We start from the raw sequence: 24,793 nt of genomic DNA on the forward strand, positions 1-24,793 counted from the left end.
GGGCGGAGCCGGACACGGTCCGTCGGTAGCCGGTGGTGGGAGTGAAGGTATGCATGACGCGCTCGGCGAATCCGGTGGCATCGACGTACGCGGGACGCGTACGGGGGAGCGGGGTCGCGGAGGTGGGCAGGACGCGGAGGAAGTAAAGGCGCGGAGGTAGGCCTAGTGGGTGTCATTCAGTGCTAGGTCCGCGTGCATCGTGGGGGTGCGCACCATGCGCACCTCGAACGCGGCGGTGAACGACTCGACCTTGCGCGTGCCGTCGAGCACGAAACCGTGCTTGCGGTAGAAAGCCTGGGCGCGCGCATTCTGTTCGAACACCCACAGCGAGCACGGAGCGGCCGGATCGAGCGCGGCGCGGATCAGATCGTCGGCGACCCCGCTGCCGTGCCAGCGGGACCGCACATAGAGGGCGTGCAGCTCCAGCGGCGTCACCGCGTCAGCGTTGCCGGGCGGACCCGCGCTGGAGAATCCGATGACCGCGTCCCCGATCACCGCGACGTGCGTGCGGCCCGGATAGCGCACCCGGTCGCGCTCCCACTGCTCGGCTCGGCGCTTGATGTCGAACGCGTCGAGCACGTGCGCGGGCACCAGCCCCCGATACGCCTCGCGCCAGCAGGCGATGTGGCACTCGGCGAGGCTGTGCACATACTCGGCGGCCAGCGGCTGGACCCGCCACGAATGCTCGGTCACAGCGGCCACACTCGTCGCCCGCCCGCAGTCATGACAACGCCCCGGACCACCCGATGCGGGTGGTCCGGGGCGTGTGCCGACGATACTGATCAGCCGGGAAGCGGATCAGCCGCGGACGACCTTGCCCGCCTTCAGGCAGGAGGTGCACACGTTCATGCGGCGGGTGTTGCCGGGGGCAACCTGCGCGCGAACGGTCTGGATGTTCGGGTTCCAACGACGGTTGGTGCGCCGGTGCGAGTGCGAGACCGACTTCCCGAAGCCGGGGCCCTTGGCGCAGACGTCGCAGACGGCAGCCATAGTCGCGAACTCCTTCATGTCATGGTGGGACCGCCGCTTTCGCGGTGCGTCCTCGTGCAATGTCAAGTGTGGTGCCCTGTCGGCGGGGAGCCGACCAGCGCAGACCGACGACGGCCGCGCGAGGCAACCCTGCAAGGGTAGCTGTGCAGGCGTCGATCCACCAAACCGGTCCCCGCGGACGAGTGCCGGACCCGTGGCCGAGCACTCCCGGTCTATCGGCGCGGTCTTGCCGGTCGCCCGTCGGCACGGCCCGCTAACCTGGCGGGCGGCGGTGGTGCGCAGGTGGCGGAAGGGAGTGAGGTGACGGTGTCCGGAGCGCGAGATGTGATGGACGGCACGGCATTGTTGCGCTGGGGCCGCGCCTGTCTCACCGGCCTCGAGCATCGGCGCGAGGAGATCAACGCACTCAATGTCTTTCCCGTCCCGGACGCGGACACCGGTACCAACCTGCTCGCCACCATGCGCGCCGCGGTAGAGGCGGGGGAGGCGGCCACGGCACGGGAGAACCGGGACGGAAGCGCGGCACGCGCCGTCGCCGTCGCGATGGCGCACGGCGCGACGGTCGGGGCCAGGGGCAACTCCGGGATCATCCTGTCCCAGGTACTGCGCGGCGTCGCGGACGCGGTGGACGGTGGCCCGTTCACGGCGGACAGCCTGCGCGCCGCGCTGGCCAGGGCCTCCGAACTGGTCCGCGAAGCGCTGAGCGTGCCGATCGAGGGGACCATCCTCACCGTGCTCGACTGCGCGGCCGCGGCGGCCGCGCAGTGCCCGGACCAGGAGCTGGCGAACGTGGCGCTGGCGGCGGCCGACGGCGCGGCCAAAGCGCTCGGTGACACGCCGTTCCAATTGGGCGTGCTGCGCCGGGCCGGTGTCGTGGACGCGGGTGCCCGCGGGTTGGTCGTGCTGCTGGACAGCTTGGTGACGGTGACCCGGGGTGAGGCGCCCGCCCGGCCGGAGTACCCACGGCCCGCGGCGGCGCGACCGGCGCCCACCGGCGACGCCGAGCCGCAGTACGAGGTGATGTACCTGCTGACCGGCTCCGATGAGCGAAGAGTGGCCGCGCTGCGAGCCCGTCTCGGCGAACTCGGCGACTCGGTCGTCGTGGTCGGGGACGGGGGCGGATCCTGGTCGGCGCATGTGCACTGTGCCGACGCTGGGGCGGCGGTGGAGGCGGGCATCGCGGCGGGCGAACCGAGTCGGATCCGGATCGAAAATGTTGTGTTCACCTCGCGTCGAGACGCACCGGCCTGGTCCGCTGACGTCGCCGCCGATCTCGGCGAACGCGCGAACTCGGCGCATCCCCCCGCCGGTGACGGCGTCTCCGGCTCGCGGATCCGGCCGGTCGGAACCGGAGGATCCGCACCGCCCGCCGATTCGACCCAGGTGGTAGCCGGTGGGCTCGGCCCGAGCGCGAGGGCGACACGGGAAGTTCCGGCGGATCGCGGAATTCTGGCGGTGGTCGCGGGTGCGGGCGCCGCGACGCTGTTCGAGGACGCGGGCGCCGTGGTGCTGGCGGGCGACGAGCCGGTCACCGCGACGACGCTGCTGGCCGCGATCCGGCGGATGCCGAACCGCGAAGTGCTGGTGCTGCCCAACGGCGCCCTGCCCGCGCACGAACTGGTCGCCGTCGGCGTCGCCGCGCGTGACGCCCATCGCGACGTGCTGCTGCTGCCGAGCGCGTCGATGGTGCAGGGACTGGCCGCCCTGGCCGTGCACGACCGCGGGCGAATGGCGGTCGACGATGCCTTCGCCATGTCGGAAGCGGCCGCCACGACGCGATGGGGAGCGCTGCGCGCGGCGACCGAGCGTGCGCTCACCATGGTCGGCACCTGCGAGCCGGGCGACGGTCTCGGACTGGCCGGACACGATGTCGTCGTGATCGAGCGCGATGTGCCCGCGGCGGGGCGGACGCTGCTGGACCGGCTGCTCGCCTTCGGCGGCGAGCTGGTCACCCTGCTGGTGGGAGCGTCGGCGCCGGACGGGCTCGGCGACGAACTGGCCGCTCATATCGCGCGCAATTTCCCCGGTGTCGAGGTGATCGTGTATTCCGGTGGGCAGCACGGCGATTCGGTGCAGATCGGAGTGGAGTAGGGCATGGCGGCACTGAGCGATCGGCTCGACCACATCCTCGGCGCGAAGGCGGCGGCCTCGCTGGCGGACGCGTTCGACATGCAGACCGTCGAGGATCTGCTGCGGCACTACCCCCTGCGGTACGCGACGCAGGGCCAGCCGCTCACCGAGGAGGCGCCCGAGGACGGTACGCACATCACCGTCATCGGGCGGATCACCAAAGCCGAACTGCGGCCGATGCGCAACCGCCGCGGATCGCTGCTGAAGGTGGTTCTCGACACCGGCTCCGGGCGCGGCGTCGACGTCACCTTCTTCAACGGCGACAAGGTGAAATACGTGGTCCGCGAAGGTCTGCGCGCGATGATGTCGGGCACGGTGAACTACTGGCGCCCGGGCCAGTGGAATCTCAGCCACCCCGGCTACCTGATCCTGCCGGAGGCCGAGGACGCCGACGACTCGGTCGGCGCGCTGACGAAGGTGCGCGGCGGCGGAGACCTGCGCGGCCTCGCGCAGAGCGCTCGAGGCGAGGGTGGAGTGGACACGTCGTTCATGGAACGCGAGTTCATCCCGGTCTACCCGGCGACCGCCAAGGTGCAGAGCTGGGACGTCCTCGCCTGCGTGCGGCAGGTGCTCGACCAGCTCGACCCGCTCGAGGATCCGCTACCGGAGGACATGCGCGCCGAACGGGCGCTACCGCACCTGTCCGACGCGCTGCGCCTGGTCCACTTGCCCGAGCGCAAGTCCGATATCGATCAAGCCAAGGATCGGCTGCGTTTCGACGAGGCGCTGGCCCTGCAATTGGTGCTGGCCGATCGAAGGCACGAGGTGTCCGGCCGCCGGGCCCGCGCCTGCGCGCCACGCGCCGACGGCATCGCCGCGGCCTTCGACCAGCGGCTGCCCTTCGAACTCACCGCGGGGCAGCAGCAGGTCGTGGCGGAGATCTCCGCCGATCTGGCCCGCGAGCAGCCCATGCACCGGTTGCTGCAAGGCGAGGTGGGCTCCGGCAAGACGATCGTCGCCCTGCACGCCATGCTGCAGATAGTGGACGCGGGGCTGCAGTGCGCGCTGCTCGCCCCGACGGAGGTGCTCGCCGCGCAGCACTTCCGGTCGCTGCGCGGCATGCTCGGTGAGCTGGCCGCCGGGGGTGAGCTGGGCGCGGCCGACCACGCCACCCGCGTGGTGCTGGTGACCGGGTCGATGTCGGCCGCGGCCAAGAAGGCGGCCCTGCTGGAGGCGGTGACCGGCGAGGCGGGCATCGTGATCGGCACACACGCGCTCATCCAGGACAACGTCGAGTTCTTCGATCTCGGCATGGTGGTGGTCGACGAGCAGCATCGCTTCGGCGTGGAGCAGCGAGATGCCCTGCGCGCCAAGGCCAAAGCAGGTGTCAGCCCGCACCTGCTGGTGATGACCGCGACGCCGATTCCGCGCACCATCGCCATGACCACGCTCGGCGATCTGGAGACCTCCACGTTGACCGAACTGCCGAAAGGCCGTTCGCCGATCGTCTCCAAGGTGGTGCCGCGCAGGCAGCATCCGAACTGGGTGGATCGCGCCTGGGAGCGGATCGTGGAGGAGGTCGCCGCCGGACGCCAGGCGTACGTGGTGTGTTCGCGCATCGGCGACGACGAGGAAGCGGCGGGCAAGTCCCGCAACGGGCGGTCGAAGTCCGGCGACGGCGACAAGGAGGGCCCGACCACCCAGGCCGTGCTCGACGTGTTCGAGATGTTGCGTGGCGGCCCGCTGTCCGGCGTGCGGGTCGGCCTGCTGCACGGCAGACTGCCTGCCGACGAAAAAGACCAAGTGATGCGGGCGTTCAACGACGGATCGGTGGATGTGCTGGTGTGCACCACCGTGGTCGAGGTCGGCGTGGACGTGCCCAACGCGACGGTGATGGTGATCGTCGACGCCGACCGGTTCGGTGTCAGTCAGTTGCATCAGCTGCGCGGCCGGATCGGACGGGGCCGGCACCCCGGGTTGTGCCTGCTGGTCACCGATGCCGCGCCGGGCGGATCGGCCATGGCACGGCTGGACGCGGTCGCCGCCACCACCGACGGCTTCGAACTCGCTGTGCTCGACCTGCGTACCCGCCGCGAAGGCGACGTGCTCGGCGCCGCCCAGTCCGGGACGGCGCGCTCTCTGCGCCTGCTGTCGCTGCTGGACGACCTCGAGGTCATCACCGCCGCCCAGGAGTTCGCCCGCGCCGTGGTGGCCTCCGACCCCGGCCTGCGCAAGCATCCCGGTTTGGCCGGGATGATGCACGCGGCAGTGGACTCGGAGCGGCTGGAGTATCTGGCCAAGTCCTGAGGCCTCGGACCCGGCGAGGTCAGCGCCCGAGCCGCGGGTAGGGCAGGTCGGTGCTGGTGTGCTCGGCGACCGCCAACGGGCTGCCGATGTGCGGGAAAGCGCGTTGCGGGCAGGTGGGGCGCTCGCATACTTTGCAGCCCGCGCCGATGGGCACCGACGCCGACGGGTCGCCCAGTTGCAACCCGGCCGAATACACCAAGCGGTCGGCGTATTCGATATCGCAGCCTAGACCGATCGCGAAATTCTTGGCCGGGGTGCCGAACCCGTGCGGCGCTATCGCCGCGGTGCGGGCGACCCACAGATAGCGACGGCCGTCGGGCATCTCGGCCACCTGGGTCAGGACGCGGCCGGGGTTGGAGAAGGCCTCGTGCACCACCCATAGCGGGCAACTGCCGCCCACCCGGGAGAAATGGAAGGCGGTGGCGGATTGCCGTTTGGAGATGTTGCCCGCCCGGTCGGTGCGCACGAAGAAGAACGGGACGCCGCGCTGGCCCTGCCGTTGCAGGGTGCTGAGCCGATGGCAGATGGTCTCGAAGCCGACCTCGAACCGCAGACCGAGCAGGTCGATGTCGTAGCGCAGTTCCTCGGCCGAGCGCAGGAATCGGCCATACGGCAGTACCAGCGCGCCTGCGAAGTAATTGGCCAGTCCGATCCGCGCCAGTGTGCGCGATTCGCCATTGAGCGACGGGCTTTCGGCCAGGACGGCGTCCAGCTCGGCTCCGTACAGCAGAAGGCCGAGCGTGGTGGCGATCTGGAAGGCGCGCTGGCCCGGCCGCAACCGGCGAGCGAGCGTGAGCGTCCGGGTCTCCGGGTCGTAGTGGCGTTTGGGAACGGTGGGGTCGGCGCCGTCGCCGCGCACCAGAACGGTGACTCCGGCGCGTTCCTCGGCGACGCGGGCGAGCTGGCGATCGAGGGAGCCGATGGTGAGCCCGGAGTTCTCGAACAGCTGCTCGGCGGCGATGTCGAGCTGCGCGATGTGGTTGTGATGGTCGTAGAAGAAGTCGCGCACGTCCTCGTAGGGCATGGGCACGCCGGGCGCGCCCGCGGGCGCGGACACTCGCGCGGAGAGCAGGTCGAGCTGATCGGTGGCGGCGCGTAGTCGGCGATGCATCGCGACGACGATCCTGGCGACCTCCGGCTGACGGGTTGCCAGTTCCTCCACCTCGGTCAGCGGCGCGGTGTGCCCGCCCGCGGCGTCGATGAGCACCTCGTGCAGGTCCGACACGAGACGCGCGTCGGAATCGGCGGCGAAGAACTGGACGTCGAGGTCGAAAGTGGAATTGAGTTTCAGCAGTACGGGAATGGTGAGTGGACGCTGGTCGCGCTCGAGCTGATTGAGATAACTCGGCGACAGATCCAGCGATTTCGCCAGAGCCGCCTGAGTCATCCTCCGCTCTTCCCGCAATCGTCGAAGCCGGGCGCCCGCATACATCTTGCGCACGTGCACGATGGTAGCTGCGATGATTCGCAATCATCGCAAAAACGCGCGCACTTTCCCACAAGAATATGCTTTTGCGAGGTGCCCAGCAATGTATTCGATCTGCGTAGCGTGCGAAGAGAGGTTTGCCGCCGCATCGTGGACGATGCGCGAAAATGCTCATTCATCCTCTTCCCTACCGAGCGATTGCTTGGTTGAATCGAGGGAGGCCGGCCCCGCCTTCCGGCAGCAGGAAAGTGAGCAGAACGAATGCCCGATCCCGAGGAACTCGTGCGAGCCATGTGCCGAAGCTGGTCCGACCCCGATCCGGACCGGATCAGCGCGTACTTCGCCGAGGACGCCGTCTACCACAACATTCCGATGGAACCCATCGTCGGCCGCACCGCCATCCGCGACTTCATCGCGGGCTTCCTGACCACCTTCGAGGCCATCGACTTCGACATCCACCACCAGATCGCCTCCGGCAACGTGGTGATGAACGAGCGCACCGACACCCTCCGCTCCGCCGGACGCGAGACGCCGCTCCCGGTCATGGGGTTCTTCGAAGTCACCGACGGCGAAATCACCGCGTGGCGCGACTACTTCGATATGGCCGCCATCAACCGGGCCTTCGGACTGTAGAGCGAGACATCGGTCGAACAGATCGTTCTCGGATCCGGCGGCGGTGGCCCAGTGCGTCCAGGACTCGAGCCGGTCGAGATCGGCGCACCCGGTCATCTCGGCCCGCGTCCTCTCCGCGATGTCGAATCGTATGGAACCGAATCGGGGGGTGGGCGCGTCGAAGTAGGTAAGAGGGGAACGTTGTCCGGTGGTCGACATGTGAGGAGGGGTAGCCGATGGAGCGTTGTTCCGGGTGTCATACGGCGTGGCGGCGGGGGATGCGGGCGCGGGCGCGGGAGTTGCCGGTGACGCGGCGGGAGGAACCGTGTGATCGGTACACGCTGCGTCGGCGGCAACCGCCACGGCCGGAGCCGGAAACAGACTGTGGCTCTTGATGATTCGGTGTCCCCCTCGGGGTGACGAAGGGGACACCGATCACCGACGGGCGGGCAGGGCTACCTGATGGCCGCCGCCGCGGCGACCATATTGCGCAGCGCGGCTTCCACCTCGGCGCGTCCCCTGGTCTTCAGTCCACAGTCGGGATTCACCCAGAGCCGTTCGGCCGGAACAGCTTTCAGCGCCGCGCGCAGCGAGCTGGTGATCTCGTCCACACCGGGCACCCGCGGAGAGTGGATGTCGTACACGCCGGGGCCGACGCCGAGGTCGAACCCCGCCGCGTTCAAGTCGTCGAGCACCTCCATATGAGAGCGCGCCGCCTCGATCGACGTGACGTCGGCGTCCAGCCCGGCGATCGCATCGATCACCTCGCCGAATTCCGAGTAGCACAGGTGCGTGTGGATCTGCGTCGCATCGGACACCCCGGAGGTCGCGATCCGGAACGATTGCACCGACCACTGCAAGTACCCGGGCTGATCGGCCGCGCGCAGCGGAAGCAGTTCGCGCAGGGCGGGCTCGTCGACCTGGATGATCCGGATGCCCGCCGACTCGAGGTCAACGGTCTCGTCCCGGATCGCCAGCGCCACCTGGCGCGCGGACTCGCCCAACGGCTGGTCGTCGCGCACGAACGACCACGCCAGAATGGTGACCGGTCCGGTCAGCATGCCCTTGACCGGCTTGCCGGTGAGCGACTGCGCGTACCCGATCCACTCGACGGTCATCGGCTCCCGCCGCGCCACGTCCCCGAACAGGATCGGCGGGCGCACACAACGCGTTCCGTAGGACTGCACCCATCCCTGCTCGGTCGTCGCGAACCCGTCGAGTTGCTCGGCGAAGTACTGCACCATGTCGTTGCGCTCCGGCTCGCCGTGCACCAGCACGTCCAGCCCCAGTTCCTCCTGGAGTGCGATGACCTCCGCGATCTCGGCACGCATCCGGCGGACGTACTCCGCCTGGTCGATCTCGCCCTTGCGCAGTGCGGCGCGCGCCAGCCGGATGGCCGAGGTCTGCGGGTAGGAACCGATCGTCGTGGTCGGCAGCGCGGGCAGCCGCAAGCGGTCCCGTTGCAGTTCCCGGCGTTGTTCGGCGGGCGCGCGGCGGACGGCGTCGGGCCCGAGCGCGGCCAGCGCGGCCCGCACCCGCGGATCGTTCAGCCGCGGATCCGACCTTCGCGACGCCAGCGCCGCACGCACCGCGGCCAACTCGGCGCCGATCGCTTCCACACCCTCGCTCAGCGCGGTCGCGAGCAGGCGGACCTCGGTCACCTTCTCCGCGCCGAACGCCAGCCAGGACCGCAGCCGCACGTCCAACCGCGTCTCGGCGGCCAACGTGTAGGGCACGTGCAGCAGCGAGCACGAACTCGAGACCGCCACCTGCGCTGCGGATGCCAGCGCCGTATCGAGGATGGACAGGGCATGGTCGAGATCGGCGCGCCAGACATTACGACCGTCCACGACCCCTGCGACGACCAGCTTGCCGGTCAGCGCGGGCACGGCCGCCACCGCGGCGACGTCGGCGCCGGAGGTGAAGTCGAGAGCCACTCCTTCTATCCCGGTGCTCGCCAGCGCCGCCAGTGCGGCGCCCGGCTGCCCGAAGTAGGTCGCGACGAGGATCGCCGGACGCTCGGTGGCGTCCGCGAGTTCCCCGTAGGTGACCTGTACCAGGCCGATCTCCTCCGCCGTGAGGTCGGTGACCAGCACCGGCTCGTCGATCTGCACCCACTCGGCGCCGGCTGCGGCCAGTCTGCGCAGCAGCTCCCGATACAGCGGCAGCAGTTCGATCAGCCGGGACAGGCCCGAGCCGCCGGTCGCCTTGGCCAGCTTCAGGAAGGTGATCGGGCCGATCACCACCGGCCGCGCGGGCACGCCCAGCTCGAGCGCCTCCCGCAGTTCCGCCAGTAATTTCTCCGGGTGCAGCGAGAACGCCGTCTCCGGGCCGATTTCCGGCACCAGGTAGTGGTAGTTGGTGTCGAACCACTTGGTCATCTCCAAGGGCTCCACCGTGTCGGTGCCGCGCGCGGCGGCGAAATACCGATCCAGCGGGTCGGCGATCCTGGCGACCCTTGGCGGCAGCGCGCCCAGCAGTTCGGCGGTGTCGAGCATCTGGTCGTAGTAGGAAAAGGTGCCGACCGGAATCGAGTCCAAGCCCGCGGCCCGCAAGCCGGTGAGCTGGTCGCGCCGCAGGTCGCGCGCCACGGCATGCAACCGGCCCGCGTCGATCCTGCCTGCCCAATAGGCTTCGGTGGCCCGCTTCAGTTCCCGCCGGGGCCCCACTCGAGGAAGCCCGAGAACCGTTGCGGTGAACGGCTTTTGCTGTGCAACAGTCACAGTGTCTCTCCATTGCTGTGGACGAAAGCCATCGCCATACGGGCAGGCGGAGAACCTGATGACATGCCGGTGGAATTCCCGGCCGAGGAGCCCGACACGTCAGCTGGTGATCCGCACGCCCAATCCACGAGGCGGTGGCCGCCGGGTACGGCGTACCCGGCACGGCTGGCAGGTCTTCGGACTCGCGGGCACCGGCCGTGCGGGCCGGCATACGCCGGAGAGCTCCCGATGGCCGACCTACTGGCCGTCGCTTCCCGAGTCGCGGAGCCTTCCGGCTCGGTGAACTCAGTGCCTGGTGACGGCGGTCGTTCCTGCATACCGCTGCGGGACAGTCCCGGATTCCCACCGGGTTCCCTCTCACCCGCCGTGACGTCGCCGCACGGGCGGGCTCGACTCCGTCGCGCGACGTCGGGGCTCCATCTCGTCGTGCTGCGGTGAACCAGCTGCACCCTCAGCATAGGACGCGGTGCGGCCGACACGAACGACCGACCCGAGATGGCGATCCGCTGCCCGGCGGCCTGCGGTCGATACGAGCCGCACGGCCGGGGCCGCACTCGTCCGCCCCGGCGGCCGCGGGGTTCGGCCGGCGGGGCGCCGCGAGGGACATCACATCGGTTATTTGCCCGAGACGCTCGCCGCGTACCGATGCCGCACCGGCTCGCGTTCCGGCTATCGGCAGAATCGGGCCTGCGGAATCGGCTCGGCCCTTCGCGCAACTCCCCGGGCCGCGCGCGAAATCGGCTCGGCTGTTCGCAGATACCCGGCGTCGGGTGCCGGAGATCCGTACTTCCGAACTCCGCGTGCGCAAGGTTCGCGTCGTGTGCGGTCGCGGCCCCGTGTCGGGGTATCGAGGCCGAGCCCGGCCGTCGGTCGGCGCGTCACCGCACCTGCGCACCGCACCCGGCCGCCGGGCAGCACACCGGTTGCTGCGACGCCGCCCATGTGTCGCCTCTGTGAACGCAACTTCGCAACGGTGCTAGTCGGTCTTGTGAAGAGGTTTGCGAAGGGGGATTCCGTGTCGGTGCGGTTCACGCGGCCGGGTACCTTAGGTCAATGTTCTCGAAAGTCTTGGTTGCCAACCGTGGCGAGATCGCCATCCGAGCCTTCCGCGCGGCTTACGAACTCGGCATCGGGACGGTCGCCGTGTTCCCCTACGAGGACCGCAATTCGGTCCATAGGTTGAAGGCGGCGGAGTCGTATCAGATCGGTGAGCCTGGTCATCCGGTGCGGGCTTATCTGTCGATCGAGGCGATCGTCGAGGCGGCCAAGTCGGCGGAGGCGGACGCGATCTACCCGGGGTATGGGTTCTTGTCGGAGAATCCGGATCTGGCGGCGGCGTGTGCGCGGGAGGGCATCACGTTCATCGGTCCGTCGGCCGAAGTGCTGGAGCTGGCGGGTAACAAGGCGCGCGCTATCGAGGCCGCCAAGGCAGCCGGGCTGCCGGTGCTGCGGTCGAGCGCGCCGTCGTCGGACGTGGACGAGCTGCTGGCCGCGTCGCACGAACTGGAGTACCCGATCTTCGTCAAGGCTGTCGCGGGCGGTGGCGGGCGCGGCATGCGGCGAGTCGCGGCGCCGGAGCAGTTGCGTGAGTCGATCGAGGCGGCTTCGCGGTTGGCGGAGTCGGCGTTCGGTGACCCGACGGTGTTCCTGGAGCAGGCGGTGGTGAACCCGCGTCATATCGAGGTGCAGATTCTCGCCGACCAGCACGGCAATGTGATGCATTTGTTCGAGCGGGACTGCTCGGTGCAGCGCAGGCATCAGAAGGTGATCGAGTTGGCGCCCGCGCCGAATCTGGACCCGGCGCTGCGGGAACGGATCTGTGCCGACGCGGTGGCCTTCGCCCGGCAGATCGGCTACTCGTGTGCGGGCACTGTGGAGTTTCTGCTGGACGAGCGCGGCAATCACGTGTTCATCGAGATGAACCCGCGCATCCAGGTGGAGCATACGGTGACCGAGGAGATCACCGATGTGGATTTGGTGCAGTCGCAGCTGCGGATCGCTGGTGGGGAGACGCTCGAGCAGTTGGGTTTGAGCCAGGACACGGTGACGATCCGGGGTGCGGCGTTGCAGTGCCGGATCACCACCGAGGACCCGGCCAACGGGTTTCGTCCCGACACCGGCCGTATCACCGCCTACCGCACGCCGGGTGGTGCGGGTATCCGCTTGGATGGCGGTGCGAACCTGGGTGCGGAGATCGGCGCCTATTTCGACTCGATGCTGGTCAAGCTCACCTGCCGTGGTCGCGATTTCGGTGCGGCGGTGGCGCGGGCGAGCCGGGCGCTGGCGGAGTTCCGGATCCGGGGTGTGGCCACCAACATCCCGTTCCTGCTGGCGGTGCTGGATGATCCCGACTTCGCGGCGGGCCGGGTGACGACCTCGTTCATCGAGCAGCGTCCGCAGCTGCTGACGCTGCGTCAGTCCGCCGACCGGGGCACCAAGATCCTCGACTACCTGGCCGATGTGACGGTGAACAAGCCGCACGGGGAGCGGCCGACCACGGTGTACCCGCACGACAAACTGCCCGCGATCGATCTGAGCGTGCCGCCGCCGGACGGGTCGCGGCAGCGGTTGCTGCGGCTGGGGCCGGAGGGTTTCGCGCGGGCGCTGCGTGAGCAGAAGGCGGTCGGGGTCACCGACACCACCTTCCGCGACGCGCACCAGTCGCTGCTGGCCACCCGGGTGCGCACCAACGGCCTGCTGGGTGTGGCGGGGCATGTGGCGCGGTTGACCCCGCAGCTGCTGTCGGTGGAGTGCTGGGGTGGGGCGACCTACGACGTGGGGTTGCGGTTCCTCTACGAGGATCCGTGGGAGCGGTTGGCGGCGTTGCGCGAGGCGATCCCGAATATCTGTTTGCAGATGTTGCTGCGTGGCCGTAACACTGTCGGCTACACCCCGTATCCGGAGGCGGTGACCCGTGCGTTCGTGTCCGAGGCGACCGCCACGGGTATCGACATCTTCCGTATCTTCGACGCGCTCAACAACGTCGATCAGATGCGCCCGGCCATCGACGCGGTCCGCGAGACCGGCACCGCGGTCGCCGAGGTCGCGATCAGCTACACCGGTGATCTGTCGAATCCGGACGAGTCGCTCTACACCCTGGACTACTACCTGAAGCTGGCCGAGCAGATCGTGGACGCGGGCGCGCACGTGCTGGCGATCAAGGACATGGCCGGGCTGTTGCGCGCTCCGGCGGCGTCCACGCTGGTCACCGCGTTGCGCAGCAATTTCGATCTGCCGGTGCACGTGCACACCCACGACACACCGGGCGGGCAGTTGGCCACCTACCTGGCTGCCTGGCAGGCCGGCGCCGACGCGGTCGACGGTGCGAGTGCCGCGATGGCCGGCACCACCAGCCAGCCCGCGCTCTCGGCGATCGTGGCCGCGGCAGCGCACAGCGAGTACGACACCGGGTTGGACCTGCAGAACGTGTGCGACATGGAACCGTACTGGGAAGCGCTGCGCAAGGTGTACGCGCCGTTCGAGTCCGGGCTGCCCGCGCCCACCGGTCGGGTCTACACCCACGAGATCCCCGGCGGGCAGCTGTCGAACCTGCGCCAGCAAGCCATCGCGCTCGGATTGGGTGACCGGTTCGAAGAGGTCGAGGCGAAATACGCCGCCGCCGACCGGCTGCTCGGGCGTCTGGTGAAGGTCACCCCGTCTTCGAAGGTCGTCGGTGACCTGGCGTTGGCGCTGGTCGGCACCGGCGTCGAGGTCGAGGACTTCGCCACCGACCCCGGACGCTACGACATCCCGGACTCGGTGATCGGGTTCCTGCGCGGCGAACTGGGCACCCCCGCCGGCGGCTGGCCCGAACCGCTCCGCAGCAAGGCGCTCGCCGGGCGCGGCGCGGCCAAGCCCGAGACACCGTTGACGCCCGCGGACGAGAAGGGCCTGGCCGGTAGCTCGGACGAGCGCCGGGCGACGTTGAACCGGTTGCTGTTCCCCGGCCCGACCGCCGAATTCCTCGCTCATCGCGAGAAGTACGGCGACACCTCCGGATTGTCGGCCAACCAGTTCTTCTACGGCTTGCGCCGCGGCGAGGAACACCGGGTGCAACTGGAGAAGGGCGTCACCCTGCTCATCGGCCTGGAAGCCATCTCCGAACCCGACGAGCGCGGTATGCGCACGGTGATGTGCATCCTCAACGGGCAGTTGCGGCCGATCTCGGTTCGTGACCGGCAGATCGCCAGCGAAATCCCGGCGGCGGAGAAAGCCGACAAGACCAACCCCGGCCACGTCGCGGCGCCCTTCGCCGGTGTCGTCACTCTCGCGGTGTCCGAAGGAGATTCGGTCGCGGCGGGTGACACCATCGGCACCATCGAGGCCATGAAGATGGAAGCCGCGATCACCGCGCCCCGCGCGGGCACCGTCGGCCGGGTCGCCATCGGCGCCGTGCAACAGGTCGAAGGCGGTGACCTGCTCATCGAACTGGCGGTCCGGGAGTCGTCCGCCGGATGACGCGGATCGTCGCGGGAACGGCGGGTGGACGGCGCCTGCGGGTGCCGCCGTCGGGCACCCGCCCGACCTCCGACCGAGTCCGGGAGGCGCTGTTCAGCGCGTTGGACGCCCGGCTGGACTTCGCGGGCGCGCGCGTGCTCGACCTGTACGCGGGTTCCGGCGCGCTGGGGCTGGAGGCGCTCTCGCGCGGCGCCGAGCACGCGCTGCTCGTCGAGTCCGACCGCAAGGCGGCGGCCGTGGTTCGCGGCAACATCGCCGACCTCGGCCTGCCCGGCGCCGAATTGCGGGTCGCGACGGTGGCCGGCGTGCTGCAACTCGGCGGAGCGGGCGGCTTCGACGTGGTCTTCTCCGACCCGCCTTACGCGCTGGACAACGCCGCGGTGCTGGCCGATCTGCGGGCGCTCACCGAGCACGGTTGGCTGCGTCCCGGGGCGTTGATCGTGCTGGAGCGTTCGGTGCGTTCTCCCGAAATAGCCTGGCCCGCAAGCTTCGTCCCGGCCAAATCGCGACGGTACGGCGAAACACGCATCGACCTCGCGGAGTTCGAGCCGGACGGGTAGGCGCGGGTCCGCCCGCGCGTACCCGTCGGCGGTCGCCCTGCTAGCGTCGCCTCATGGCAGGAGCACTGTGCCCCGGGTCGTTCGACCCCGTGACCTATGGACACCTCGACGTCTTCACCCGGGCCGCGGCCCAGTTCGACGAGGTCGTCATCACCGTCATGATCAACCCGAAGAAGCAGGGCATGTTCACCGTCGAGGAGCGCATCGAGCTGCTGCGCGAGTCGACCGCGCACCTGGGCAACGTGCGGGTGGATTCCTGGCAGGGCCTGCTGGTCGACTTCGCCCGCGAGCAGGGCATCACCGCGATCGTGAAGGGCCTGCGCGACGCGGGCGACTTCGGTTACGAACTACAGATGGCGCAGATGAACAAGAAGCTCTCCGGGGTGGACACCTTCTTCATCGCCACCAACCCGTCGTTCAGCTTCCTGTCCAGCTCACTGGTCAAGGAGGTCGCCGCGTACGGCGGCGACGTCGCCGACATGCTGCCCCCTTCGGTCCACAAGCGCCTCCTCGACCGCTTGGCCGAGCGCAACAGCTGACGGACCCAGAAGACCTGGAAACGGCCCGATTCAGCCTCTCGCCGGGAGGAGTCCGAATGTCCGGAGCGGCGAACGGGCCTAGAACACCAGACCGCGCAGGGCCAGGAAGCGCATGCCGCCGACCGCGGCGGTGATCGCGAGGATCGCGGCGGCCTGAGCGGTGTCCCCGAGGCCGGGGGCCCATACGCCGAGTGCGGCCAGTGCGGCGGTCGTGACGCCGAGGCCGACCAGCGCCAGTCCGCCGCCTTCCCACTGTGCGGTGAACCAGCCGACCCGTCCCGCCGCGTGGAAGGTGAGCTGACGGTGCAGCTCGTTGGCGATCATGGTGCTGACGACGGAGCCGACGACATTGGCCAGTAGCGGCCCGGCCCCGTGCATCGCGAAGAACAGCAGGACGTAGGCGATGTTGCTGGACCCGCCGACGAGCGCGAACCGGATCAGTTGAGCGAAGGCACGATCGCCGCGCAGATACTGGGCGAGCTGTCCGAACTCGGTCGCGACCCAGGTCGTCGGCAACGCCGGGTATGGGCCGGCCCACGGCACGAAGAAGCTGGTGGCGCTTACTCCCGCCGGTCGCGGTAGTTCGAGAACAGTCATCGTCTTTCCGATCGAACACAAGCCATCGGCAAGGACAACGGCGATGGTGATCGCTCACCTCTCCCGTCGACTCTTGGCAGGTTCCGTTCGTAGCCATGGTCAGGAATCGCTGACGCATCGGAGCCTGTCGACATTCGACGGCGGTTGTCCGTACCTCCGGCTTCCTCGTCCGCGATCCGGGGGGACCGCGGTAGGTGTCGAAGGTCTTGGTCGACCTTCCAGAAAAATGTAACACGAAGCGGAGAGGAGGTCTCCACTTGATTTCTGTGGCGTGCGAGACACTGCCACGACACACCGGAAAGGGACTCGGCACGAGCCGTGACGAGAGGCACACTGGGTTCGGCGGAAAGTTTCGCCGTGAGTCCGCAGGAGGGTAGTGAGCATGTATCGCGTATTCGAAGCGCTCGACGAACTTGTCGCCATCGTCGAAGAGGCGCGCGGCATCCCGCCGACCCGCAGCTGCATAGTGCCGCGCGGCGACGTGCTCGAACTACTCGACGACGTCCGGGACGCGCTGCCCGGCGAACTCGACGACGCCCAGGACGTGCTCGACCATCGGGACAAGATCGTGTCCGATGCCAGGACCGCGGCCGAGACCGCCGTGACCGGAGCCAACGAGCAGGCCGAGCGCACCATCACTTCGGCGCGCGAGAACGCCGATCGCATCCTGGCCGATGCCAAGGCGCACGCCGACCGGATGGTCGCCGAGGCGAGTGCGCACGCCGATCACCTGGTCGTCTCTGCTCAGGAGGAGGCCGATCGGGTGGTGGCCGACGGCAACGCCGAATACGAGGCGGTGACAGGCCGGGCGCGCATCGAGTCGGAGCGGATGATCGAGGCGGGCAAGGCCGCCTACGACCGCTCCGTCGCCGACGGGCTCGCCGAGCAGGAGCGGCTGGTCACGCAAACCGAGGTGGTCCGGGCCGCGCATGCCGAATCGGCGAGGGTGATCGACGCCGCGCACGCCGAAGCCGATCGCCTGCGCGAGGAATGCGACCACTACGTCGACTCCCGGCTGGCCGACTTCGAGGAGACGCTGACCAGCACGCTGCGCACGGTCGGGCGGGGACGCCATCAACTGCGCAGTGGGGCGGGCGTACCCGACTACGCCAGCGAATTCCGCAGGTAGCGGCGCTGACGGCGGTGGGTGCGTTTGGGCGCGCACCACGTGATCGCGTATTGTCGAGTGGTTGCCCGTACCCCCTCGAGTGTGAGTGAGTTCGTGATGTCCGCCGGTTCCGGTTCCGCGTCGCGTCCCAAGTCGGCCAAGCGCCGGTCGCCGGACGGTGGTTTCGTGCTGGACGTCCGCAGCCTCGGCCGCAGGCCGGGGACCATGCGCGAGCTGCGCCGCACCGTCACCACCGAGGAGCGGATCGGTCTGGATCTGATCGCCGTTCCCGTAGGCGCGCAGGTGGAGCTCGACCTGCAATTGCAGGCGGTGTCCGAAGGTGTGCTGGTCACCGGGATGATGACGGCGCCGATCGAGGGGGAGTGCTCGCGCTGCCTGGAGCCGTTCGGCGACGAGGTCGTCCTGCGGCTGACCGAGCTGTTCGCCTACCCGGACAGCACTACCGAGCAGACCACCGAGGACGACGAGGTCTACCGCCTGATCGATGACACCATCGATCTGGGGCCGGTGGTGCTCGACGCCGTCGGTCTGGAGCTGCCGCTGCAGCCGCTGTGCACGCCGGATTGCGCGGGACTGTGCCCGGAATGCGGGGTACGGATGGCGATTGCGGGATCCGACCACGGGCATGAGATACTTGACCCTCGCTGGGCCGGACTGGCTAAGTTCGCCTCCGGATCGCCCGGCGCAGGCAGCCCCGACGAGGGTGCGGCCGACCGAGACCACTGAGCAAGACCGATCAGCCGAACCGGCAGAGCAATTAGACAGAGGAGAAGTAGTCGTGGCCGTTCCCAAGCGCCGGATGTCCCGTTCCAACACCAGGTCGCGGCGCAGCCAGTGGAAGGCCACCGCGCCGACCCTGATCACCTGCCCGAACCGCGCCTGCGGCGAGAAGACCTTGCCGCACATCGCCTGCCCGTCCTGCGGCACCTACAAGGGCCGCCAGGTCACCGCCGCGGTCTGATCGTTCGACCTGTCGTAGCGACGTGACCGACGAACCCGACTCGTCCGCAGGACGCGCGAGCCTGCTCGCCGCGCTCGGCGTCGACCTGCAGCCGGATCTGCTGCGTCTTGCGCTGACCCATCGGTCGTACGCGTATGAGAACGGTGGTCTGCCGACGAACGAGCGTCTCGAGTTCCTCGGCGACTCCGTGCTCGGGCTGAGCATCACCGAACGGCTGTATCACGAGCATCCCTCGAAGACCGAGGGTGAACTGGCCAAGCTGCGCGCGAGCGTGGTGAATATGCGCGCGCTCGCCGAAGTAGCCCGTGGGCTCGGCGAGGGCGGCCTCGGTGCGCACCTGCTGCTCGGCAAAGGCGAAGAACTCACCGGCGGCCGGGACAAGGAGAGCATCCTCGCCGACGGTATGGAGTCACTGCTGGGCGCCGTGCACTTGGAGCACGGCATCGAGATGGCTCGTGCCGTGGTGTTGCGGCTGTTCGCCGAACTGCTCGAGCGCGGACCGCGGATGGGCGCGGGCCTGGACTGGAAGACGAGCCTGCAGGAACTCACCGCCGAGCGTGGTCTCGGCGTGCCCAGTTACGAGATCACCTCGACCGGGCCGGACCACGACAAGGAATTCACCGCCACTACGGTGATCGGCGGACGGGCCTACGGGCAAGGTGTCGGCCGGTCGAAGAAGGAAGCCGAGCAGAAGGCCGCGGGGACCGCCTACGAGGCGCTGACCGCCGAAACCTGACGTGCCCGAGCTTCCCGAGGTCGAGGTCGTTCGACGCGGCCTCGCCGAGCATGTGGTGGGCCGGGTCGTCGAATCGGTGGCGATCACCCATCCCCGCTCGGTGCGCCGCCATCTCGAAGGCGCCGCCGATCTCGCCGCGCGGCTGACCGGCCTGACGGTCGAGTCGGCCGAGCGGCGCGGCAAATTTCTGTGGTTGACCTTCGGCGACCCGGAAGCCGCCCTGGTCGTGCACCTGGGCATGAGCGGTCAGATGCTGGTCCAGCCCGCCGACGCGCCGCTGGAGAAACACGCCCACATCCGCGCCACCTTCGGCGACGGCACCCAGCTGCGTTTCGTCGACCAGCGCACCTTCGGCGGCTGGGCGCTCGCCCCGCTGGTCGAGGTAGACGGCACCCTGGTACCGCAGCCGGTCGCGCACATCGCCCGCGACCCGCTGGATCCGCGTTTCGACGCGGAATCCGTGGTCGCCGTCGTCCGGCGCAAGCAGACCGAGATCAAACGCGTCCTGCTCGATCAAGGTGTCGTCTCCGGGATCGGCAACATCTACGCCGACGAGGCGTTGTGGCGCGCGAAGATACACGGTGGCCGGCTCGCTTCGGGCCTGGCCAGGCCCATGGTGCGCGGATTGCTCGCCGATGTGGCCACGGTGATGGGCGAAGCGCTCGCCGCGGGCGGTACCTCGTTCGACGCGCTCTATGTGAACGTCAACGGCCAGTCGGGCTACTTCGAACGCGCCCTTGCCGTATACGGTCGGGAGAACGAGCCGTGTCGCCGGTGTGGTGCGCCGATCATCCGGGAGCGGTTCATGAACCGCTCGTCCTACTCCTGCCCGCGCTGCCAGCCGAAGCCTCGCCGTCGTTAGCGCGGGCGAGCTACCGTTTCCCCAGGGCGGTTCGGAATGTCAGCCGACCGTGAGGAAGGGAAGCATGCGCAAGCTCACCTATTACGTCGCCTCGACGATCGATGGATTCATCGCCACCGAGGAGGGGTCGGTCGATTTCTTCCCGGTCGGCGGCGATCACGGTCCGTCGATCAACGCGCAGTACCCGGAGACCCTGCCCACCAAGGTGCGCGAGGCCATCGGGCTGGAGGAGCGCAATCGCTACTTCGACACGGTGCTGATGGGACGCAAGACGCACGACTTCGGTGTTCGCACCGGCACCTCGACCCCGTACGCGCACCTGCGGCAGTTCGTGGTCTCGACCACGCTGCCCGAGAGCCCCGATCCGGCGGTCGAGCTGATCTCGGAGAACCCGGTCGAGAAGGTCCGTGAACTCAAGCGGGAGAGCGGGCTGGGCATCTGGCTGTGCGGCGGCGGCGAACTGGCGCAGGTGCTGCTGCCGGAGATCGACCAGATCTTCCTCAAGCTCTACCCGATCGTGCTCGGCTGCGGCCGCGCGCTGTTCGGCGCCGGATCGCGGCTGCCGGAACCGGCCGAGTTCCGGGTGATCACCAGCACCGTGTTCGAGGACGGGGTGGCCTTCGTCAAATACAGCCGGGTGCGATAGCCCGGTGCCCGACCAGGATCCGAGCGGGATGCCGGACGGGGCCGCGGCGCCCGGTCCGGAGGCGGCGCTGCGGGAGATCGGCTTCTGGCTGGAGCGCTCCCGGGCGGAAACCCACCGGGTGAAGGCCTACCGGCGCGCCGCCGACGTCGTCGCGGGATTGTCCGCCGATGAGCGCGAGTCGCGCGCGGCGGCCGGCACTTGGACCGAGCTCGCCGGCATCGGGCCCAAGACCGCCGCCGTCATCGAGCAGGCGTACGCGGGTGTGGTGCCGCGATACCTGGCCGAGCTGCGCGTGGCCGCGCAACCGATCGGGGCGCCGGGCAAGCCGTTGCGGGAGCAGTTGCGCGGCGATCTGCATACGCACTCGAACTGGTCCGACGGCGGCAGTCCGATCGAGGAGATGATGCGGGTCGCGGCCGCGCTCGGGCACGAATACTGTGCCCTGACCGATCATTCGCCGCGCCTGACCGTGGCCAACGGCCTGTCCGCCGACCGGCTGCGCAAGCAACTCGACGTGGTGGCCGAACTCAACGACCGGATGGCGCCGTTGCGCATCCTCACCGGTATCGAGGTGGACATCCTCGACGACGGCACGCTCGATCAGCAGGCGGACCTGCTCGCCCGCCTGGACATCGTCGTGGCCAGCGTGCATTCGCACCTGCGCGACGACAGCGCGACCATGACCAAACGCATGGTGTACGCGGTCGCCGACCCCCACGTCGACGTGCTCGGCCACTGTACCGGCCGCCTGGTCGCGGGTGGACGCGGCACCAGGCCGGAGTCGACGTTCGACGCCGAGGTGGTGTTCGAGGCATGCCGCACCTACGGCACCGCCGTGGAGATCAACAGCAGGCCCGAACGACTCGATCCACCGTCGCGATTGCTGCGCCTGGCCGCCGAGATGGGGTGCCACTTCTCGATCGACACCGACGCGCACGCGCCGGGACAGCTCGACTGGCAGGGGTACGGTTGCGAGCGCGCGCTCGCGAACGGTGTCGCGGCGGAACGGGTGATCAACACCTGGCCGCTGGCGGATCTACTGGCCTGGACTCGCGCGGGAGCGTGACCGCCGGGTTAACTGTTGCCGAATACTTCGACTCGGCCTGTGTCGGTGAGTGATTGCCGTCGAGAATGAGGGCCACACAGATTGCTGGGGGTGGGACCGACCGGTGGGCGACTTTCCGCTCGAAATCGTACTGGCGCTCATCGGTATCGCGGTGCCGGTCGGTGCGTTCCTGTGGGAGTTCGTCTTCGCCGGCCGCAGGCGGCTCGGCTATCGGGTCCAGATGGACACGCCGGTCACCGGCGAGATCGAGTCGGTGTTCCCGGGTGTGCTCCCGCAGCTGCGCCCCTCGGCCGACGGCGCCAGCCCGGACCTGAAGGACATCTCGGTCGTTCTGGTGCGCATCGAGAACAGCGGCCTCACGACCATCGACACCCATGACTACAAGGCGCCGGAAGCCGCGCGGATCGGTCTGCACCTGCGCTTTCCGCAGCGCCGCGTGATCGGCATGGCGGTCAACGAGCTCAGCGATCCCGCGTTGGCCGACAACCTCGACGCCGACTCCGGCATCGCGGTACGCGAGGACACCGGCGGGCATATCGGCGTGATCGATCTGCCGAAGGTGCCGCTCGGCCCTGGCGATCACTACAAGATCCTGGCGATCCTGCAGCGTTCCGAGGGCGTGGGCGAATACTCGCAACCGGTGCTGCGCGGTGGCATCAAAGCCGGCCGGATCACCGAGACCCGCAGCCGCACCGGAATCCCCCTGATGATGGTCGCGCTCACGATATTCCTGGTACTGGTGATCGTCGTCCAGTTGGTGGTGGCCGCGCTGGAGCCGTCGCCGACGCCCCTGGAGTGCGCGTCGGGCAAACTGACCGTGATCGGGTCGTCGGCCTTCGGCCCGGTGGTCAGGGAAGCGGCCGAGCAGTATCGGAAGCGTTGCACCGAGGCGGAATTCGCCTTCGGCTTCGAGGGCACCGAGCGCGGACTCGACCGGCTCGCCGAGGAGGGCACAGGCAACCCCGGGCTGCTCGCCATCACCGACGGTGCGAAGGGCAGCGGTTATCCGGCGTTGGTGCACCGTCCGCTCGCGTTGTCGTTGTTCACCCTGATCGTGCATCCCGGCGTCGGCGTTCGCGATCTCACCGTCGCCCAGATCCAGGGTCTGTACCGGGGCACGATCGGCAACTGGCGCGAGGTGGGCGGACCGGACCTGCCGGTGGTGCTGGTGAACCGCACACCGGGTTCCGGTTCGCGCAACACCTTCGAGCGCAGACTGCTCGACGGCGCCCAGCCGGATCGCTCGCACGTGAGCTGCACGGCGTTGAAGGGCACCGTCACCACCGCACCCGCGCACTGCGAGGTGCAGGTCACCGCCGACATGCGCAAGGCGGTGACCGACATCCCCGGCGCCATCGGCTATTCGGAGTTCTCCGAGGCCGTCGACGCGGGCCTGCCGACCGTCGTGATCGACGGTGTGAGCGCCGACCGCGACGCTGCCGTGCGCCGCACCTACCCCTTCTGGGGAGTCGAGTACGCCTATAGCAACGGCGATGTGCCCGGCGACTCCCTCGCCGCCGGTTTCCTGCACTTCCTGACCGACCGGACCGGCAAGGAGGTGCTGCGCGCGCATGGTAACGCGCCGTGCGCCGACCTGCCCGATCCCGGCCGCTGCCTACCGGATCAGTGAACCCAGGACGCCGTTGCCGGGACCCGTGGCACGGCGCGCCCGCTCCACCGGGAGCGCCGAGATGTCGGTGGGCTCGGCGAGGATGGACGCATGACGGAACTATCACTGCGCGAGCTGAATCGGACGCTGCTGGTCCGCCAGAAGCTGGTGGAGAAGGTGGCGCTGCCGCCGCTCGAACTCGTCCGGCATCTGGTCGCGGTACAGGGCCAGGAGCCGAACTGGCCCTATGTGGGGCTGTGGTCGCGCCTCGCGGAGTTCCGGCACGACGACTTGGCCGCGCTGCTGCGTGATCGCAAGCTGGTGCGCTCCACCATGATCCGCCGAACCGTGCACCTGGCCGACGCGGCGGACTACCGCTGGCTGCGGCCGACGGTGCAACCGGTGGTCGACGCCGCGCTGAAAGCGCCGTACTTTCGCGACGAGATCGACGGCGTCGACTTGGCGGCGCTCGCGGCCGCCGGACGAGAACTGCTGGCCGGACAGCGGCTGCGCCGCCGCGAACTGGGCGAACTGCTCGCCGAGCGTTTCCCGGACCGGCACACGCGCAGACTCGCCGAAACCGTCGAACTGCTGGTCCCGTTGACACACGGCCCGGAGACCGGCGCGTGGGGGCGGTGGCGCAATCGGCACGTCACCGTCGGACTGGCCGAGGAATGGACCGGCGCGCCGATGGCCGCGACGCCGCAGCCGGAGACGCTGGTGCTGCGCTACCTGGCCGCGTTCGGTCCGGCCACGGTGGCCGACATGCAGGCGTGGGCGGGCGTCACCCGGCTGGCCGAGGTCGTCGACGACCTGCGCACCCGGCTGCGTGTGTTCACCGATGACCAGCACCGCGTGTTGTTCGATCTGCCGGACGCGCCGTTGGCCGAGCCGGATCTGCCCGTGCCCGTGCGATTCCTGCCCGCCTTCGACAACGCGCTGTTGGGCCACAAGGACCGCCGCAGGATCATCAGCGAGGAAGACCGGAAGCGCACCGCCAGGGAAGCTTCCGCGGGTGTGCCCATGTATCTGGTGGACGGCTTCGTGCACGGCCGCTGGTCGCTCGACGGCACCACGCTGCGCATCATGCCCTGGCATCCGCTGTCCGCGTCCGAGGAGGCGGCGGTACGCGCGGAAGCGGGAGATTTGCTGTCGTTCATCGTGGCGGGTGACGAAGCCGCCGCGGCGGGCAGTGAACCGCGAGTCGTCCTCGAAGGGTGAGGCGCGTACGCTGATCGGCGGTCCGAGAAGGCGGGGCCACCGGACTACCCATCGGTAGCTGAACGATCGCTGGAAGGCGGGATTTTTCCCCAACTGTGGTTTGAACCACACCGCCTGAGGTACCTCCCACTCGGCCCCCCTGATCATGCCGAAGGCGTGAGCAGGCCAACCAAGCCCCATGGACGGCGGTGCAGCTAGGTCTTCACCTCCGCCGCGGGGGCCACTTAGTTCAGTTCGGCGCCCGGTACTCCGAGTGCTGGGTGAATGCGAGTGCTACTTGG

At 69.1% G+C, this 24,793-nt stretch carries 20 protein-coding genes and 1 riboswitch; of the genes, 15 read left to right on the plus strand and 5 right to left on the minus strand.

Features of this window, described 5'->3' with window-relative positions; all coding sequences use genetic code 11:
- Nucleotides 1-162: 162 nt before the first annotated feature.
- The gene (locus ACFU5M_RS09245) at nt 163-693 is read right to left on the minus strand and encodes a GNAT family N-acetyltransferase (protein WP_379046354.1); all 531 of its coding nucleotides are present in this window, start codon (nt 691-693) and stop codon (nt 163-165) included.
- A gap of 105 nt (nt 694-798) precedes the next feature.
- Nucleotides 799-990, minus strand: coding sequence for a 50S ribosomal protein L28 (gene rpmB / locus ACFU5M_RS09250; protein WP_011210730.1), 192 nt, complete (start codon nt 988-990; stop codon nt 799-801).
- A gap of 327 nt (nt 991-1,317) precedes the next feature.
- Between rpmB and ACFU5M_RS09255 the strand changes: the two genes are divergently transcribed.
- Together ACFU5M_RS09255 and recG are read left to right on the plus strand one after the other, a co-directional pair.
- Nucleotides 1,318-3,081 (plus strand): DAK2 domain-containing protein, encoded by a 1,764-nt coding sequence (locus ACFU5M_RS09255; RefSeq protein WP_379046515.1) that lies wholly within the window; start codon nt 1,318-1,320, stop codon nt 3,079-3,081.
- A 3-nt stretch (nt 3,082-3,084) separates the two neighbouring features.
- Nucleotides 3,085-5,367 carry an ATP-dependent DNA helicase RecG gene (gene recG, locus ACFU5M_RS09260; protein WP_379046357.1) on the plus strand — a complete coding sequence of 761 codons (2,283 nt, stop codon included), beginning with the start codon at nt 3,085-3,087 and terminating at the stop codon, nt 5,365-5,367.
- A 19-nt stretch (nt 5,368-5,386) separates the two neighbouring features.
- On the opposite strand, the gene ACFU5M_RS09265 is transcribed toward recG, so the two are convergent.
- Entirely contained in the window at nt 5,387-6,808 is a 1,422-nt protein-coding gene (locus tag ACFU5M_RS09265) for a short-chain fatty acyl-CoA regulator family protein (RefSeq protein ID WP_379046360.1), read from the minus strand.
- Between the two features lie 246 nt (nt 6,809-7,054).
- On the opposite strand from ACFU5M_RS09265, the gene ACFU5M_RS09270 reads away from it, so the two are divergent.
- Nucleotides 7,055-7,426 (plus strand): nuclear transport factor 2 family protein, encoded by a 372-nt coding sequence (locus tag ACFU5M_RS09270; RefSeq protein ID WP_379046363.1) that lies wholly within the window; start codon nt 7,055-7,057, stop codon nt 7,424-7,426.
- 434 nt (nt 7,427-7,860) lie between these two features.
- On the opposite strand, the gene metE is transcribed toward ACFU5M_RS09270, so the two are convergent.
- Nucleotides 7,861-10,128 carry a 5-methyltetrahydropteroyltriglutamate--homocysteine S-methyltransferase gene (metE, locus tag ACFU5M_RS09275; RefSeq protein ID WP_379046365.1) on the minus strand — a complete coding sequence of 756 codons (2,268 nt, stop codon included), beginning with the start codon at nt 10,126-10,128 and terminating at the stop codon, nt 7,861-7,863.
- Between the two features lie 170 nt (nt 10,129-10,298).
- Nucleotides 10,299-10,486: riboswitch (cobalamin riboswitch) on the minus strand.
- A 695-nt stretch (nt 10,487-11,181) separates the two neighbouring features.
- Here metE and ACFU5M_RS09280 point away from each other — a divergent pair.
- From ACFU5M_RS09280 to coaD, 3 genes are read left to right on the plus strand one after another with little or no spacing between them, the layout of a single operon-like run.
- The gene (locus ACFU5M_RS09280; protein ID WP_379046369.1) at nt 11,182-14,586 is read left to right on the plus strand and encodes a pyruvate carboxylase; all 3,405 of its coding nucleotides are present in this window, start codon (nt 11,182-11,184) and stop codon (nt 14,584-14,586) included.
- Nucleotides 14,583-15,146, plus strand: coding sequence for a 16S rRNA (guanine(966)-N(2))-methyltransferase RsmD (rsmD, locus tag ACFU5M_RS09285; RefSeq protein ID WP_379046372.1), 564 nt, complete (start codon nt 14,583-14,585; stop codon nt 15,144-15,146). The genes ACFU5M_RS09280 and rsmD overlap by 4 nt, the downstream gene beginning before the upstream one ends.
- 53 nt (nt 15,147-15,199) lie before the next feature.
- Nucleotides 15,200-15,685 (plus strand): pantetheine-phosphate adenylyltransferase, encoded by a 486-nt coding sequence (coaD, locus tag ACFU5M_RS09290; protein WP_379046375.1) that lies wholly within the window; start codon nt 15,200-15,202, stop codon nt 15,683-15,685.
- Nucleotides 15,686-15,763: 78 nt separating this feature from the next.
- Here coaD and ACFU5M_RS09295 read toward each other — a convergent pair whose 3' ends face one another.
- Complete coding sequence (locus ACFU5M_RS09295; protein ID WP_379046378.1) at nt 15,764-16,282, minus strand: GtrA family protein; 519 nt, start codon at nt 16,280-16,282, stop codon at nt 15,764-15,766.
- Between the two features lie 382 nt (nt 16,283-16,664).
- On the opposite strand from ACFU5M_RS09295, the gene ACFU5M_RS09300 reads away from it, so the two are divergent.
- From ACFU5M_RS09300 to ACFU5M_RS09340, 9 genes are all read left to right on the plus strand, one after another.
- A complete protein-coding gene (locus ACFU5M_RS09300; RefSeq protein ID WP_379046518.1) occupies nt 16,665-17,411 on the plus strand; it encodes a DivIVA domain-containing protein in 747 nt (248 codons plus the stop codon).
- Between the two features lie 96 nt (nt 17,412-17,507).
- Nucleotides 17,508-18,137 (plus strand): YceD family protein, encoded by a 630-nt coding sequence (locus tag ACFU5M_RS09305; RefSeq protein ID WP_379046521.1) that lies wholly within the window; start codon nt 17,508-17,510, stop codon nt 18,135-18,137.
- 52 nt (nt 18,138-18,189) lie between these two features.
- Entirely contained in the window at nt 18,190-18,372 is a 183-nt protein-coding gene (rpmF, locus tag ACFU5M_RS09310; RefSeq protein ID WP_014987105.1) for a 50S ribosomal protein L32, read from the plus strand.
- A 22-nt stretch (nt 18,373-18,394) separates the two neighbouring features.
- The gene (rnc, locus tag ACFU5M_RS09315; RefSeq protein ID WP_379046381.1) at nt 18,395-19,108 is read left to right on the plus strand and encodes a ribonuclease III; all 714 of its coding nucleotides are present in this window, start codon (nt 18,395-18,397) and stop codon (nt 19,106-19,108) included.
- Nucleotide 19,109: 1 nt separating this feature from the next.
- On the plus strand, nt 19,110-19,970 hold the full coding sequence (gene mutM, locus ACFU5M_RS09320) for a bifunctional DNA-formamidopyrimidine glycosylase/DNA-(apurinic or apyrimidinic site) lyase (protein ID WP_379046384.1): 861 nt from the start codon (nt 19,110-19,112) through the stop codon (nt 19,968-19,970).
- A 64-nt stretch (nt 19,971-20,034) separates the two neighbouring features.
- Complete coding sequence (locus tag ACFU5M_RS09325; RefSeq protein ID WP_379046387.1) at nt 20,035-20,616, plus strand: dihydrofolate reductase family protein; 582 nt, start codon at nt 20,035-20,037, stop codon at nt 20,614-20,616.
- 28 nt (nt 20,617-20,644) lie between these two features.
- Nucleotides 20,645-21,682, plus strand: coding sequence for a PHP domain-containing protein (locus tag ACFU5M_RS09330; protein ID WP_379046524.1), 1,038 nt, complete (start codon nt 20,645-20,647; stop codon nt 21,680-21,682).
- 103 nt (nt 21,683-21,785) lie between these two features.
- Nucleotides 21,786-23,312 carry a PstS family phosphate ABC transporter substrate-binding protein gene (locus ACFU5M_RS09335; protein ID WP_379046389.1) on the plus strand — a complete coding sequence of 509 codons (1,527 nt, stop codon included), beginning with the start codon at nt 21,786-21,788 and terminating at the stop codon, nt 23,310-23,312.
- A gap of 90 nt (nt 23,313-23,402) precedes the next feature.
- On the plus strand, nt 23,403-24,512 hold the full coding sequence (locus ACFU5M_RS09340; RefSeq protein WP_379046391.1) for a winged helix DNA-binding domain-containing protein: 1,110 nt from the start codon (nt 23,403-23,405) through the stop codon (nt 24,510-24,512).
- The last annotated feature ends 281 nt before the right edge of the window (nt 24,513-24,793 follow it).

It is taken from the genome of Nocardia sp. NPDC057455 (assembly GCF_042802775.1).
Lineage (GTDB): Bacteria > Actinomycetota > Actinomycetes > Mycobacteriales > Mycobacteriaceae > Nocardia.

Excerpts from the sequence above, each read along its gene's own strand:
- rpmB (WP_011210730.1), bottom strand. The coding sequence starts at position 990 with ATGGCTGCCGTCTGCGACGTCTGCGCCAAGGGCCCCGGCTTCGGGAAG.
- ACFU5M_RS09255 (WP_379046515.1), top strand. The coding sequence starts at position 1,318 with ATGGACGGCACGGCATTGTTGCGCTGGGGCCGCGCCTGTCTCACCGGC.
- recG (WP_379046357.1), top strand. The coding sequence starts at position 3,085 with ATGGCGGCACTGAGCGATCGGCTCGACCACATCCTCGGCGCGAAGGCG.
- ACFU5M_RS09270 (WP_379046363.1), top strand. The coding sequence starts at position 7,055 with ATGCCCGATCCCGAGGAACTCGTGCGAGCCATGTGCCGAAGCTGGTCC.
- ACFU5M_RS09280 (WP_379046369.1), top strand. The coding sequence starts at position 11,182 with ATGTTCTCGAAAGTCTTGGTTGCCAACCGTGGCGAGATCGCCATCCGA.
- rsmD (WP_379046372.1), top strand. The coding sequence starts at position 14,583 with ATGACGCGGATCGTCGCGGGAACGGCGGGTGGACGGCGCCTGCGGGTG.
- coaD (WP_379046375.1), top strand. The coding sequence starts at position 15,200 with ATGGCAGGAGCACTGTGCCCCGGGTCGTTCGACCCCGTGACCTATGGA.
- ACFU5M_RS09295 (WP_379046378.1), bottom strand. The coding sequence starts at position 16,282 with ATGACTGTTCTCGAACTACCGCGACCGGCGGGAGTAAGCGCCACCAGC.
- ACFU5M_RS09300 (WP_379046518.1), top strand. The coding sequence starts at position 16,665 with ATGTATCGCGTATTCGAAGCGCTCGACGAACTTGTCGCCATCGTCGAA.
- ACFU5M_RS09305 (WP_379046521.1), top strand. The coding sequence starts at position 17,508 with ATGTCCGCCGGTTCCGGTTCCGCGTCGCGTCCCAAGTCGGCCAAGCGC.
- ACFU5M_RS09325 (WP_379046387.1), top strand. The coding sequence starts at position 20,035 with ATGCGCAAGCTCACCTATTACGTCGCCTCGACGATCGATGGATTCATC.
- ACFU5M_RS09330 (WP_379046524.1), top strand. The coding sequence starts at position 20,645 with ATGCCGGACGGGGCCGCGGCGCCCGGTCCGGAGGCGGCGCTGCGGGAG.
- ACFU5M_RS09340 (WP_379046391.1), top strand. The coding sequence starts at position 23,403 with ATGACGGAACTATCACTGCGCGAGCTGAATCGGACGCTGCTGGTCCGC.